Raw genomic sequence first — 14248 nt, 5'->3', positions numbered from 1 at the left:
CTGTTTGAGGGCTCGCTCGATCTAAGCGCCACGCCGCCGCAGCACGTCGGCCGGCAGCAGCGCATTGAGCGATCCCGACCGGAAACCGGCGGCATCCAGCGTGACGTACTGGTAGCCAGCCTCGCGTAGCGCCGCGGTAATGGCATCGAGCGTATCCATGGTGAGAGCGCGGGGCATTTCGGAGCGCGCAATTTCAACCCGAGCGAGCTCGCCGTGGTGGCGAACCCGGAATTCGCGGAAGCCGAGTTGCCGCATGCTCTCTTCGGCACGCTCCACTTGGGTGAGCACTTCGCGCGTCACGGTCCGCCCATATTCCACACGCGATGAGAGGCAGGGGGCCGCGGGACGATCCCAGAGGGTGTATCCGGCGGCGCGGGCGAGCACGCGGACGTCCGCCTTGGTCATGCCGGAATCAGCCAGCGGGGCCAGCACCTCATGCTCCTTGGCGGCTCGCTGACCGGGGCGGTAGTCTCGGGTGTCATCGGCGTTCATGCCGTAGGCGAGGTGAACATAGCCGAGCTCGGCGCGCAGGGCTTCCATGCCGGTGAAGAGTTCGGTCTTGCAGTGGAAGCAGCGGTTGGCGTCGTTGCGCTGGTACTCGGCCTTTTCGAGCTCCTCGGTCTGAATGACACGAAGTGGGATGCTCTGCGACTCAGCGAAAGCGATCGCCTGCTCCATGTCTCGGCGGGCCAAGGAGGGTGAATCAGCCAGAACGGCGAGCATCCGGTCGCCGAGGATGCGGTGGGCGATGGCGGCAAGAAACGCAGAATCGACGCCACCGGAATAGGCGACCATTATGCGATCGAGCCCGCTCAAGCGGGCTTCAAGGTCGCGCAGCCTGGCGCAAGTTTCAGGTCCGATGGGGAGACCGTCGGGGAGATTGGCTGCCGGCGCCGACATGGGTCCGATTATACGGCACTTGCGGTGCGGCCAACTGCGAGGCACCTGCGGTGCGGCCGTCTGCGGGCTTAGCTCGCCATTCGTGCTGTGGTCAGCGGTTGAGGTCTCCCGCCTTCGTTGCCAAGATGTGGTGCCCGGCACGCGACATTTGGGCAGTACAGCACCAGGCGCCGGCCTCAGTGGCCCACGTGCGGCCGGCCCTCGTCGATCGGCACCGGAGGCTGGGATGCCAAGCGCTTCTGACCGCGGCGGCCCATGTGAAACATGGTCTGCCCAAAGATGAGCAGAACGATTCCCCACCAGAGATTGGCGTTGATGCCGAGGCTTTTGGCATACAGCGTCGCATCGTGGTTGGTGGCCAGTCCAAAGGCCGTGAGGATGATGCCAACGAAGGAGAACATCAGTCCCATGGGGATGCGCAGGTCAAGGTTCATCTTGGCTTCGAGCTCCGCAACCATTCTACCCGCAAGGGTTCGTGATGGCGGTCACTGCCGGGTCGTGGGGCGCGGGCGGAGGATACTGCGGGCCCGGAGAGTGGCTCCGCCGCGTTGCGGAAGCGCCTCCGGAGCGTAAGCCGGCTCAAGGCAGAAGAACGCCGGCGGCAATACGCGGGAGAACAGTACGCGGAGAGAACGGCCCTGGTTCTCTCCGCGTTTCCGCGAGTGCCAGGGAGATTGCGATGCAACTGGAAGCAGATCAGAACCTGATTGTCTATTTCAACGGGCAATACATGCGGCTGGGCGAAGCCAAGGTCGGGATCCTCACGCACGCTCTGCACTATGGGACGGGAGTCTTCGAGGGTATCCGCGCGCACTGGAACGACGCGCAGAAGCAGCTCTTTGTGCTCCGGCCGATGGAGCATTACGAGCGATGGAAGCGCAACTGCGGCATCATGCGAATCGGCGTGCCGCTGTCGCCGGAACAGTTGACCGAGATCACGCTGGAACTGATGCGGCGCAACCGCATGGAGACCAATGTCTACGTGAGGCCATTGGCTTACAAGTGCGCCGAGCGTGTGGGCGTGGTTCCTGATGATCAGGATGCGTTCGCGATTGTGGCGCTGCCGTTCGGGGAGTATTTGCACGCCGCCAACGGCTTGCATGCGGGCATCAGTTCGTGGAGGCGGATCGACGATAACGCCATCCCCGCGCGCGCCAAGATCTGCGGGGCCTATGTGAATAGCGCTTTGGCTAGCGATGAGGCGCGGAGCAGTGGTTTTGATGAGGCGATTCTACTGAACCAGGACGGACACGTCGCGGAGGGCGCTACCTGCAACCTGTTCATGGTGCGCGACCGCCGGCTGATCACCCCGCCGGTGCACGACAACGTCCTTGAAGGCATTACGCGGAACTGTGTCATGCAGCTGGCGCGGCGGGAGATGCGATTAGACGTTGTTGAGCGCTCGATTGATCGCAGCGAATTGTTTGTATGCGACGAAGCATTTTTCACGGGAACGGCGGTGGGGATCGGGCCGGTTGTGCGCATCAATCACCGGCGGGTTGGAGATGGTGCGATTGGGCCGGTGACGCGGGGCATTCAACACCTGTACGCAGATGCGGTGCATGGCCGGCTGCGCGACTACCGCGACTGGCTGAGGCCGGCCTATGACGTGCAGAAACAACCCCAGGAGCAGGAGCCTGCGCTGGCCGGTTCGAAGGCGTAGAATCCTGTACCGGGCTTGAACGCGGTTCCGCAGTTTCGGGCCGTGATGGAATAGTCGGCTCGAGAATCTCCTACGGAACGGCGGCAGTGCGGCCCGCCAGGGCCGAGGAGGAAAATGGCGATGCTGACGACTACAAGAACAGAAAACGCCTACGAACTCGCGCTGCAGAACTTTGACGCGGCAGCGGATGTTCTGGGCCTGGATAACGATACGCGGGAGATGATCAAGTTCCCGGAGCGGGTGCTCACCGTGAGCGTTCCCGTGCGCATGGACGACGGGCGTATCCGAAGGTTCGAAGCGTATCGCGTACAGCACAGCTCGGCGCGCGGGCCGGGCAAGGGCGGCATCCGCTATCACCCCCAGGTCACCCTCGACGAAGTGAAGGCGCTGGCTACGTGGATGACGTGGAAGTGCGCAGTGGTGAATATTCCGTTCGGCGGCGCCAAGGGCGGCGTGACGTGCGATCCGAAGCACATGTCGGCGCATGAGCTGGAGCGGCTGACCCGGCGCTACACCAGCGCAATCCTTCCTCTGATCGGGCCGGAAAAGGACATCCCGGCGCCCGATGTCTATACCAACTCGCAAACCATGGCCTGGATTATGGATACCTTCAGCATGATGAAGGGCTATGCGGTCCCGGGCGTGGTGACGGGCAAGCCGCTGAATCTGGGTGGATCGCTGGGACGCAATGAGGCTACTGGTCGCGGCGTTTTCTACACAATCGAATGCGCGTGCCAGCACCTCGGGCTGCCGCTCAAAGGCGCGTCGGTGGTGGTGCAGGGGTTCGGCAATGCCGGTTCAATTGCTGCCCAGCTTCTGCATGCGGCCGGAGCCAAGGTCATCGCAGTCAATGACTCGAGCAGCGGCGTTTACAACCGCAACGGGCTGAACATTCCCGAGCTGATGCATTTGAAGTCGCTGACCGGCAAGGTGGAGGGATTCCCCGAAGCCGAGCCGATTACGCCGGAGGACCTGCTGGCGTTGGAGTGCGACATCCTGGTGCCGGCAGCGCTTGAAAATGCAGTGCACGTGGATAACGCTGCGAAGGTGAAGGCGAAGGTGGTGGCTGAAGCTGCCAACGGTCCGCTGACTCCGGCAGCTGATCGCGTTCTCGAGGACAAGGGAGTGTTTATCATTCCCGACATCCTATGCAACGCGGGTGGCGTCACGGTCTCCTACTTCGAGTGGGTGCAGGACGAGCAGCACCTGTTCTGGCAGGAGCAGGACATCTACGACCGGCTGGAGAAGGTAATGAAGATCGCCTTCAATGACGTGCTGAAGATCCGGCTGGACCACAAGGTGGACATGCGGATCGCCGCCAACATGCTCGGCATTGGCCGCGTGGCGGACGCGGTGCGGGTGAGAGGGATCTACCCGTAAAGGCAGGAACAGGCACCAGGTAACAGAGAAGCGGGATGCGGACCTTGGTACGCATCCCGCTTTTTCTTTCAGGATTGAAATAGGTTTTATCTGCCGGCTTGAGCCGGAGCGGATTTGACGGGCTGCTTTCCGGATTGATCCGCGGCTTCGCCGATAAGCTTCTGGGCTTTGGCCACGGCATCCATTCTGCGCTGCTTCTGGACGTCTATATCGGCAGGCTTATTGTTCGGGTTCATGGTGCGCGCGACTTCGTTGAGATGCTGCGCGAAGTCCTTCGCCACCGCATCCACGGCTTCCTGGGCAGCCGGAACCGTGGCACGGAAGTGAATCATCTCGTCGGTTGCCTTCTCCGGGTGGTAGCCCATGCGGTCTCCGGATTGCATGGCGTCGACTAGCGCATCGGGAGGATAGGAGGCGGGCCATGTCTGTTGCATTGAGTCGTAGGCTGCGCGCAGACGGTTCATGGCGCCGGTGTAGCCATCTAGCTCCAGCCGCCGAGCGGTGAGACCCTGCGCGCGGCGGACTTCGATGACGACGTGCGATTCCACGCTGGACGCCGGCACAGGGATGACGGTGGCGAGGGTGTTGCCCTCGTAGCTCCAGCCGCCTTTGCCGGTGGGGCCAGCCTTACGGATCGAAACTCCGTTGACCGATACACTCTCGGGCGGCCAGTCGGCGGGCAGGCGCAGTTCGTAGGCACGGTTACGGAGCATGCCGCTGAAGCTTCCTTCGATGGGTCCGATCTCGACGCGGAGTGTTTCTTCTTTCTGCGACGCCTTGACGGGCAGTCGAGTGAAGGCGCCGCGCTGGTAGTCAGTAGCGACGCCTGAATCCTCATAAACCGAGTAGCTGCTGCTGTCGCCCGGCGTGAGGGGCCAGATGCTGAGGATGAGCGGATCGACAGGCTTCTGGCCGGTGTACTGCATGGGCGGCTGCATAGGAGTGATGGCGCCTGCTTTCACGTAAACCGGGATCTCGCTGATGGCGAAGCTGCGCTTGTACGTTTCTCCGCCGGATAGATGCTTGCCCGTGGCCATTTCCATCCAGTCGCCTTTCGGCAGCCAGACGTCTTCGGTTGCCAGGCCAGTAGCTTTGTCTGAGGGCGTCACCACAGGCGCGACGATGAGCTGGTCGCCGAACTGGTATTCGCCTTTCGCTGTGTAAGCCTGATCCTGGTCCGCCCAGTCGTAGTAGAGAGGACGCAGGAACGCGACGCCGGTGTCGTAGGTGCGGCGCGCCTCGGTGTAGATGTAGGGCTGCATGGCGTAGCGCAGCTGGAAGGTGTCGCGAAGGATGGACGAGAAGGGTTCGGGATACGCCCATATGCGGCGCTCGGAGTCCGGATTCTTGGTGGTGTGAGTGCGCAGGATTGGGCTGAATGCGCCGAACTGGACCCAGCGGGTGAACAACTCGGGATCGACCGCGCCTGGCATGTGGCCCCCGATGTCGTGGCTCCAGTAGGCGTAGCCCACGTTGGCCGCGGTGGCAGTGAACCAGGGCTGGAACGCCAGCGAGGGCCACACGGAGACGGTGTCGCCCGAGAAGCCGATCTGGTAGCGGTGATTGCCGAGGCCGCCCCAGCGATGGAAGAGCAGCGGGCGGCGTCCTTCGCGCTGCTGATCGGTGAAGTGGACGTAGTTGAGCCACCAGGTGGGGTTCACGCCGGGGATCTTGGTGTTCTTCTCTTGCTGCCAGTCGAGCCACCAGAAGTCGATGCCCTGCTTCTCGAGCGGGTGAAGGACAAGGTTGAAGTAGTTGGTCGTGAACTTCTTGTCCGTAATGTCGAAGGGGACATACTGCTTAGTGGCTGGGTCGATTCCCATGGCCTTGGCCATGGCGGGATACGCGTCCTCCCAGGGCTGAATGCCGGAAGCCGGATGCAGGTTCAGGCTCGTCTTGAGACTGTCGGCGTGCAGCTTGGCGAGGAACTGGTCGGGATCGGGGAATAGCAGCTTGTTCCAGCTATAGCCGGTCCAGCCCTTGGAGTGATTGCTGGCGTCCATGACGTTGAAGTGCATGCCGAAGGTGGGGTGCCAGTCCATGTCGATGACGAAGACATCAAGCGGGACATCGTTTTCATGGAAGCCGCGAATGATCTGCTCGATCTCCTGGTCCGAGTAGGCCCAGTAGCGCGACCACCATGTTCCAAAGGCAAAACGCGGCGGTAGCGGGATGCGACCGGCTACTTTGACGTAGTCGCCGAGGGCCGCCTTATAGTCGTGGGCATAGCCGAAGAAATACCAATCCTGTCGATCGCCGGCGGGGCGCTGCATGACCCACGGCCAGGGGCTGTTCTCGCTCTGGCGGAAGCTGAAATCGGAGGAATCGAACAAGGGCCGAGATGAATCGTCAACGACGGCCCATCCAGCCCGGGATATCAGGCCCTCCTCCATTGGCTCTTTGGTCTTTTCGCCCACAGCGCCGTCGAGAGTACGGGTGGTCCCCATCAGGTTCTGGTCGTCGACCATGCCGGGACGCCAGACCACAAGCTTGTTGCCGACAGAGAGATTCACGGTCAGGTTCTCTGGCGTGAAGCGGCCGTCAGAGTTTGCCTTGTCACCCGGATTGAGCGAGTAGACGAGTGTCAGGGCGTTGGTGCGGATGGTGAGCTTGTCTTTGGTATCGGAGAGAATGCTGTCGAACTTGGGAACTGGAAGCTTGCGGTTGAGGAACACGAAGCTGGCATGGTCTTCGAAATGGCCGTCCGCGGCCCATTCCATGCGGATGAGACGGGAGGTGAGGACGGTGAAGCGAGCGTGGCCAAGCGTAACGACTGCTTTGGGTTCAGCGACCGGGTCAGAGGCGTTTTCAGGATTCGAAGCGGCTATTGGCTCGGCGGCCAGGCCTGCGGATTTGGTGGCGGCAGCGGCCAGAACAGGCGCGGCGGGCATCGTATGTTGCACCGGGCCCTGGCCTTCGATTGCGGTTCCTCCTGCGAGGAGGATGACTGCGGCAAAGTGAAGCAAGGAAGTACGCACAGGATTTGCTCCTTGTTTTTCGTGCTATCGGGAAGGCTATCACCGCAACGGCAGCATTCGCTGTGAGTTAGAATCTGCCCGTCAGGACCAGATGGAGCACGACGGCAAGGAGATCATGAATGAGAACCGACCGTTGGCTGATTGCAGCGCTTTTGTTTTTAGTGGGAGGGCTGTGGCTCACGTTCGAGTGGGGTCACGGCAATGCGGGATTGAATGTTGTTTTCCCCGCCGAAGGCACAAAGCTGGCTATCAACGTAACGACGACCGGCTGGCCCGTAATCACCGGAGTGCCTCTGGTGATCGTGGGAGTGCTTCTGATGGCAGCGGCCCTCGTGACTGCGGTGATTGCGCAGTTTCACCGGCCGGATGAGGCGGAGCCAGACTCCGTGACGCGGCTGAGGATTCCTATGGAGTAGCCGGTGCGCCGGGCATGATTCCAAGGGCGCGGGCGATTTCGAGGGCAGCACGGGCCGGGCTGCTGATGCTGGTATCGACGCTGATGATGGGCTCGGGCATCCGAGGCCGGTTGAATGTGTCTGCTGCGAGGAGCTGATCGAATAATTCAACCGAAGTGAGTTTGCCGAAGCGAGCCCGCGAAGGATGCGCAAGCCGCTTGCGTATTTCATCGATGGGACAGGTGAGCGCGGCGAAATCGACTGTGCCGCCCGCGGATTCCACGGTTTTTAGCGTCTCGGGGATGAAGGAATCGCGAACTGTGGCTTCCGGTGCGAAGGTGAAGATGAGGCCCGGCAGGCCGGCGCGGCAGGCGTGTTCGAGGACCGATAGCCAGATCTGCTCGCGCAGCAGGATGAACGGCTCGCTGCCGAATGCAAAAGTGGACAACAGGAGGTCCACGACGAGGTGATTGTGAAAGAGCTGAAACCCGCTGAGGGCTTTCAGCTCCTGCGCCACGGTAAGCTTGCCAGTGGCCGGCAGACCATAGAGGAAGATCAACCGCATGGATCACGCTCCGCGGGTTAGCTTTATTTCTTTGTCTCGGCCGGCTTGGCGGCCTCTGGTTTCAGGTACTTGTCCCACCAACCGAGCCATTTTTCATAGCGGTCTTTGATGTAGCTGGGACGCGTGAATCCGTGGAACTGGCCGGGGTAGACGACGAGTTCCGTGGGCACTCCGATAGACTTGAGCGCCTCGTACATCTGCTCGCCGCCGAGGAGAGGGACATTCATGTCGGAGGTGCCGCCCATGAACATGGTGGGGGTGTGAACGCGCTTGTCGACCTCGAAGAACGGATAGCCGACCTTGATGTAGGTCTGCAGGTCCTTCCATGGGGGTCCGAGCTCGTTGTCGTATTGCAGGATGTACTGGTCGACGCCGTAGAAGGACATGGTGTTGGCTGTGCCGGCTCCGCTGATGGCGCACTTGAAGCGATCGGTGGAGGCGATCATGTAGTCGGTCAGGATGCCGCCGTAGCTCCAGCCGGTGACGCACATTTTGTTCGGATCGGCGACGCCCATGGAGACAGCTTTATCGACGCTGGCCTGGAGGTCGATCACCTCGTAGTGGCCCCAGTCCCCGGCAATGGCCTTGGCGTAATCCTGGCCGCGGCCGGAGCCGCCACGGTAGTTCACATTGAGCTCGGCATAACCTTTGGAGGCGAGCCACTGGCGCAGGAAGTCGAAGCTGTGAGCGTCCTGCCCGTTGGGGCCGCCGTGAATGAAGAGGATCATGGGTACGGGCGATTTGGTGTCAGCCGGCTTGGTCAGCAGCGAGTGAACGTCGGTGCCGTCCTTGCTCGTGGCGGCGATGTCCTCGGTTGGGACAAGAGCAAGTTCTGCCATGAGCGCGTCGTTGTGGGTGGTGAGCTTGCGCAGCTTGCCGCCTTCGAGCGCATAGACCTCGGACGGGTCGGAGTCGTTGCTGTAGACGACGACGGTGTGTTTCTTCTCGGACTCCCATGTCTGGACCACGCCCTGCTGATCTTCGAGGCGCTTCACGCCGTCGCCGGATAGATCAACTTCCGCGGGGTACTCGTTGCGGTCGTCATTGACCAGGTAGCCGAGCTTGCCGTCGGGCGTGAAGATGGGCTGGCTGACCGCGCGATCGAGCTTGGCGGCGGGATAGGTCACCTTGCCGTCGAGAGTGACGACTGCGGGCTTGGACTGCGCGTACTCGAACAGCTTGAGGTCGAGGCCCTGCGTGAAGGCGATGGACTTCGAATCGGGCGACCAGGCTAGACGGCCGCCGTCGGCCCCGTTAAATGTGGTGAGCTTCTTCGCTGCGGAGCCAGCCTTGGCTGGGGCGAGGAAGATGTCGGTGTTGTTGGTGCGGTCGGGGTCCTGGTCGTGATTACTGACGAACGCGATCCACTGGCCATCAGGCGACCAAACGGGGTTTTCTTCGCTCACGTTCTTGTCGGTCGTGAGCTTCTCGGGCTTCTTGGTGGCGAGATCGTAGAGATAGAGCGCGTCGTAGTCGTCATTGCGGATGTAGCCATGCACATCCTGCTTGAAGTGGTAGCGATCGATGACGATGGGCTTGGGAGGCTCGGGTTTCTTGCCTTCCTCTGGTTCGGGCTCTGACTTGGGATGCAGGGTGAGCAGGAGCTTCTTACCGTCGGGAGACCAAGCATAGCCCTCGATGTCCCGATCGGTGATGCCCGTGAGCTGCTGGGCCTCGCCGCCCCGGCGATCCATGACCCAGATTTGTGATCCCTTTGCGGGGCCGGGGCGCGAGCTCATGAAGCTGATGTATTTGCTGTCGGGCGAGAACTTGGCCGAGGAGGCGCCTTCCTTGTCATAGGTGAGCTGCAAATCAGCCGAACCGTCCCACTTCACCATCCAGAGGTGGGTGTGCGACTTGTCTTCCTTCGTGTCGATTTGCGAGACGGAGTAGACGACCCACTCGCCGTCGGGCGAGATGGCTGGCGATCCGACACGCTGCAGCCGGGCGAGATCGTCGAGCGTGATGGCGCGTTTCTTGGGAGCATCTGCGGCAGAGGCGAAGTTGAGGGACGCACAGGAAAGAAGCAGAGGAACAAGGGTTTTCCGGAACGCAAGGGGCATGGCAGGAAGCTTATCAAACGAGTCATAAGCTCCGTATGAGCAGTCGCTAGCGGAGGCCGGCGCGGACTTCAGGGCGGATCAGGTAGAGGAAGAAGACCAGATTCAGCAACCCCTGCACCGCCGGCGGAATGGAATGCTGCTGCGAGAATACCCACGCGTTGTACGCCGTGAGGGAGAAGACCGCGCCCAGACTCAGCGCCCATGCCCAGCGAAATCCGGCAATCAGGCCGGCGCTCGCCGTGAAGAAGGCGACGGAGAAGAGCAGGTAGAGCGGAGGGTAGTGGCTTCCCACCACGCCGATTGCAATGGTTCCCGAGACGAGCAGCAGGTAGAAGGCAATGGCCGCCACGCCGGGCAGTGGCAGGCGTCGCGCTGGCTGCTTACCTGGCTCGGGATGCCGCGTTGGCTCGCTGGTCATAGCGTGTGCAGATACGCCAGCAGGTCTTGAAGCTGCTGATCGTCCAAGGAGGTTCCGGGCATCATGTTGCGGCCGTGCAGGATCACGTTGGTCAGGCGCTCGTCAGTCGGCGGCGCTCCGGAGGGCATGGCGGGCACCTTGGTGATGGCCTGAAGCCCGGGGCCGTTGAGTCCGCGCGTGTTGGTGGGGTAATGGCAGCGGGCGCAGGCAGTGTGATAAACCGCGGCGCCGCGCGCCTCCTGCGGGGTCCATTGCGACTCGGGCTTGGAGGGGGGCAGGGACTTGCAGCCGAGAGCCAGGAAAAGGCCGGCCGCGGAAATCACGGCGATAAAGGCAGCAAACGTACGGATGAGCATCTAGCTCGATGATACTAGGCGGCGCTATTGAAACGCGGCTCAGGGGAATTCGGGGAGTTCCGTTATGGCATTCGGGTCGGAATCGAGCCGTTTTGGGTGCACTGGCTCCCCTGGCTGACGAAGTTCGCGCCACGGGACGCCGATGGTCCATCCGCCGTCAGTTTTGTGCAGGAAGGCGGTATGGCCACAGAAGGAGGCTTCGTAGTATCCGTCCGGCAAGGAGAGTGGTGCATCCAGGACCGCACAGCGGGTGTATGCCGGTCCAGAGTCGGTTTTGACTTCGCTTCGCTTCGCCATAAGCCGGCACTCAACCAAAAAGCTCATTCCCTTTAGAGTGCCGCTGACGATCTCCGTGGTCCCCATGTTCGGTCCCCGTTTGATTTTGTTCGAGGAGGAAACAATATCAGCAGAGACGCCGATGCGGCTATGGGGCAAGCCAAACCTGCAAAAGGAGAATCATTTCAGGTAAGAGACGGACCTGATCAGCCGGCGATGCTATCAGCCGGCGATGCTGCGGGTCCATTCAGCGATGAACCGCTCTCCCTCCGGCCTGGATACTTTGCGCGGAATTGCTGCCCATGCGATGCCTGTGCTCCAGGCGCCATTACAGCGACGGAGGAAGGCGGACTGATCGTCGAACAGGACTTCGTAGTATCCGTCGGGCAGCCAATATGGCGCATCCTGCACAGCGCATCGCATGGCCGGCGCGCCGTTATCGCAGCGGCTGATGAGCAGGGCACACGCTACTTCGTAGCCTCTTCCGCGGAGTTTGCCGACCACTTCCGTAAAAAACATCTTCGAGCCCCCTGGGGATGGGTCCTCGAGCAACCGCTGTTTTGGTTCGATGCACGACATTTGAGCCGGAGATGGCTAAGTACAAAAGATTCATCCTTAGTCGGCGGCGATGGCTTCGGCGATGCGGTCAATGGCCTTGTACTCGTCGTTGGAGGAGGGCTTGTGGCCGTTGACCATGATGGAAAAGGCGAGAGTTTTCCCGGATGCGGTGGTCAGGTACCCGGAGAGCGCGTTGCTCTCCGCAAGGGTGCCGGTCTTGGCGAACATACGGCCTTTCAGCGGCGATGTTTTGAAACGACCGGATAGGGTACCGTCCACGCCTGCGATGGGGAACGTCTGACGCCAGGCCTCGCCCCACGGCTGGCGCGCGGCATAGGTGAGGAGCCGGGTTATCGCACGGGGCGTGATGCGATCGTCCATGCTCATGCCGCTGCCGTCGTAAAAGAAGAAGTCGTTGTCGTCCACGCCCGCTGAAAGCATGAACTGGCGCACTACGCGGGCGCCTTCAGCGAAGCTACCGTCCGTGCCGAAGGTCTTGCCGAGGAGGCGAAGGAGCAGTTCAGCATGGAGGTTCTGACTGACCTTGTTGGTCAGCATGATGTCCTGCGCGAGCGGAACCGAGGTGCGGTGGGCCAGTACCTTGCGGCCTTCGAGCGGAGCGGCGATGGCGTTCTGGGTCGACGGCACCAAGGAGGCGAGGGGCATCGAGCGCTCCGCAGAGAACTCGCCCGTGGCAATGGAATACCGGTGCGCGGCGGTGGCAACGCCGTCAGTCTTGATGCCGCGGCTGCGCAGAGCTTCCTTGAAGGTGAGGGCGGTGAACTCGGCCGGATCCTCGATGGCAACAGGATCGTGAAGACCGCTCTGAGCGACGGTGCCGAAGGCTCGGATGAGGCGGCTCCCCGGACGGCGGTCGAGCCCAGGATGCGGCTGCTCGCCGGGAGCGGCGATGGTCATGGCGTTGTCGACCTGGTAGTAGTCGATGGGCGGGTTCCAGGAGACAGCGGTCTGGCCGGGCTTCGAGGCATCGGGATCGGCTTCGATGATCAGGCCGGTTGTGTTGTCGTTGAACGTGAGGGCGGACACCGGCGCGCCGTATTGCCACTGTAGATCGTCCCAGGCCCAAGAGGCGCCGTACGGGTCATCGAGGTAGAAGGAGTCGTCGCCGACGACGTTGCCGGTTATCTCCCGGATGCCGGACTGCTCGATTTGCTCGGCGAGTTGCTCGAGGACGGCGATTGCGCGAGGGCGGGGGGCCGGCGGCGCCGGTGGAGTGCCGGGAGGTGGGGGCGGCGCGGGCGGTTGGTAGGGGTACTTGTGCACGTTCAGTGTTGGGTCGCCTGAGCCGAGGATGATGAGGTCGCCATGCAGAACACCGGATGCGTCGACTTCGCCGCCGGCGACGATATTTGTTGTCCAGGTCAGTGTGTCCACCGGGAGCAGAGCGTACGCGGTGGCGGTGGTGAGCAGCTTGGCGTTGGAGGCGGGCACGAAGAGGCGGCCATCGTTCAGGCCGTAGAGCTGTTGGCCATCGAGCGTGGTCACGCTAATGCCGAAATGCGCATGGCTCAGCGAAGGCTCGGCGAGGATCGCGTTGATGCTATCGGCGAGCGTGTTGGTTTTGGCGACGGCGCGCGGTGCGGGCCGGTGTGGCGCGCGCTGCGCGCCGAGAGGCGGCACCGGCGTGAGAGCGCAACCGAGAGCGGCCGCCAACAGCCATGAAGAAGAATGCATGGCGCGAGTGTAGCAGGGGGCGAGGACGGGCTTGGGCGGCGCACATAGAATCGAGTTGTCGCCGCAGCCTCGCGTTGCGCTGTAGAGAACATGTACGTTCGCCGCACAGTTTCGGAATGGCACCTGCGCACGCGCAGCCTTGAGGTGGGCGCGCGCACGCTCGTGATGGGCGTGGTGAATATTACGCCGGACTCTTTCAGCGACGGCGGTGTTTCGTTTTCGCATGCGGATGCGGTGGGCCGGGCTCTGCAATTGATGGATGAGGGCGCGGATCTTCTCGATCTCGGCGCGGAGAGCACGCGGCCGGGATCGCGAGCTGGCGGAGCGGATGCGGCAGTAAGCGCGGAGGAGGAGCAGGCGCGGTTGCTGCCGGTGATTGAGGGGATTCGCAGAGCGCGGCCGGACGCGGTGTTGTCGGTGGATACCTACAAGGCAGCGACCGCGAGCGAGGCGCTCGCCGCGGGTGCGGAGATTATCAACGACGTCAGCGGATTCACATGGGATGCAGATATGCCGCGCGTCTGCGCTGAAACTGGTGCAGGCGTGATCCTGATGCACACGCGCGGGAAGCCCGATCAGTGGCGAGGACAGGAGCGGTTGGGTGGCCATGCGGTGCTGAGGCTGGTTCGCGACGGATTGAGCGAGAGCCTTTCCGTGGCAGAGAGAGCGGGTATTCGGCGCAATGCCATTGTGCTTGATCCAGGATATGGTTTCGGCAAGCGATTCGGAGAGAACTACAGCTTGCTGGCGCGACAGGCAGAGTTGCTTTCGCTGGGGTGTCCGCTGCTGGCCGGCGTGTCACGCAAATCATTCCTGGGGCACACTCTCGCACCGCTGCATGACGGTGAACCTGCGCCGGTGAATCAGCGCGAGAATGCGTCGCTGGCCGCAATGGTAGCGGCGATTCTGCAGGGTGCCTCGATTGTTCGAGTGCACTCCGTGCGCGCTGCCGCTGAGGCTGCGCGGATTGCCGACGCCGCGCTCTATGCGTTCTAAGGAAA

General features: G+C 62.2%; 13 protein-coding genes. 4 read left to right on the top strand and 9 right to left on the bottom strand.

What is annotated here, in order from left to right; translation table 11 throughout:
• Positions 1-21: 21 nt before the first annotated feature.
• A complete protein-coding gene (larE, locus tag MOP44_RS06740; protein WP_260795210.1) occupies positions 22-900 on the bottom strand; it encodes an ATP-dependent sacrificial sulfur transferase LarE in 879 nt (292 codons plus the stop codon).
• Positions 901-1076: 176 nt separating this feature from the next.
• Positions 1077-1334 (bottom strand): hypothetical protein, encoded by a 258-nt coding sequence (locus MOP44_RS06735; protein WP_260795209.1) that lies wholly within the window; start codon positions 1332-1334, stop codon positions 1077-1079.
• Between the two features lie 245 nt (positions 1335-1579).
• On the opposite strand from MOP44_RS06735, the gene MOP44_RS06730 reads away from it, so the two are divergent.
• Entirely contained in the window at positions 1580-2563 is a 984-nt protein-coding gene (locus MOP44_RS06730; protein ID WP_260795208.1) for a branched-chain amino acid transaminase, read from the top strand.
• A 120-nt stretch (positions 2564-2683) separates the two neighbouring features.
• Positions 2684-3943 (top strand): Glu/Leu/Phe/Val family dehydrogenase, encoded by a 1260-nt coding sequence (locus MOP44_RS06725; RefSeq protein ID WP_260795207.1) that lies wholly within the window; start codon positions 2684-2686, stop codon positions 3941-3943.
• 86 nt (positions 3944-4029) lie between these two features.
• On the opposite strand, the gene MOP44_RS06720 is transcribed toward MOP44_RS06725, so the two are convergent.
• Positions 4030-6921: a glycoside hydrolase family 31 protein gene (locus MOP44_RS06720; protein ID WP_260795206.1), complete on the bottom strand. Its 2892-nt coding sequence runs from the start codon at positions 6919-6921 to the stop codon at positions 4030-4032.
• 119 nt (positions 6922-7040) lie between these two features.
• Here MOP44_RS06720 and MOP44_RS06715 point away from each other — a divergent pair, with 119 nt between their 5' ends.
• Positions 7041-7337, top strand: a complete 297-nt coding sequence (locus tag MOP44_RS06715) for a hypothetical protein (RefSeq protein ID WP_260795205.1) — start codon at positions 7041-7043, stop codon at positions 7335-7337.
• On the opposite strand, the gene MOP44_RS06710 is transcribed toward MOP44_RS06715, so the two are convergent.
• The 6 genes from MOP44_RS06710 to dacB all read right to left on the bottom strand — a co-directional run bounded on the left by MOP44_RS06710 (position 7327) and on the right by dacB (position 13247).
• Positions 7327-7881, bottom strand: a complete 555-nt coding sequence (locus tag MOP44_RS06710) for an AAA family ATPase (RefSeq protein WP_260795203.1) — start codon at positions 7879-7881, stop codon at positions 7327-7329. The two genes, MOP44_RS06715 and MOP44_RS06710, sit on opposite strands and share 11 nt — an antisense overlap.
• A 23-nt stretch (positions 7882-7904) precedes the next feature.
• The gene (locus MOP44_RS06705) at positions 7905-9944 is read right to left on the bottom strand and encodes a S9 family peptidase (RefSeq protein ID WP_260795201.1); all 2040 of its coding nucleotides are present in this window, start codon (positions 9942-9944) and stop codon (positions 7905-7907) included.
• A gap of 46 nt (positions 9945-9990) precedes the next feature.
• Positions 9991-10362, bottom strand: a complete 372-nt coding sequence (locus MOP44_RS06700) for a hypothetical protein (RefSeq protein WP_260795200.1) — start codon at positions 10360-10362, stop codon at positions 9991-9993.
• Complete coding sequence (locus MOP44_RS06695; RefSeq protein ID WP_260795198.1) at positions 10359-10718, bottom strand: c-type cytochrome; 360 nt, start codon at positions 10716-10718, stop codon at positions 10359-10361. The genes MOP44_RS06700 and MOP44_RS06695 overlap by 4 nt, the downstream gene beginning before the upstream one ends.
• 498 nt (positions 10719-11216) lie before the next feature.
• Complete coding sequence (locus MOP44_RS06690) at positions 11217-11513, bottom strand: hypothetical protein (protein WP_260795196.1); 297 nt, start codon at positions 11511-11513, stop codon at positions 11217-11219.
• Between the two features lie 96 nt (positions 11514-11609).
• A complete protein-coding gene (dacB, locus tag MOP44_RS06685; protein WP_260795195.1) occupies positions 11610-13247 on the bottom strand; it encodes a D-alanyl-D-alanine carboxypeptidase/D-alanyl-D-alanine endopeptidase in 1638 nt (545 codons plus the stop codon).
• A gap of 90 nt (positions 13248-13337) precedes the next feature.
• Here dacB and folP point away from each other — a divergent pair, with 90 nt between their 5' ends.
• Positions 13338-14243 (top strand): dihydropteroate synthase, encoded by a 906-nt coding sequence (folP, locus tag MOP44_RS06680; RefSeq protein ID WP_260795194.1) that lies wholly within the window; start codon positions 13338-13340, stop codon positions 14241-14243.
• Positions 14244-14248: the final 5 nt, after the last annotated feature.

It is taken from the genome of Occallatibacter riparius (assembly GCF_025264625.1).
Taxonomy (GTDB): Bacteria; Acidobacteriota; Terriglobia; order Terriglobales; family Acidobacteriaceae; genus Telmatobacter; species Telmatobacter riparius.
The sequence above is the reverse complement of the archived record's forward strand: the minus strand, read 5'-3'. Positions and strand labels throughout refer to the sequence as shown.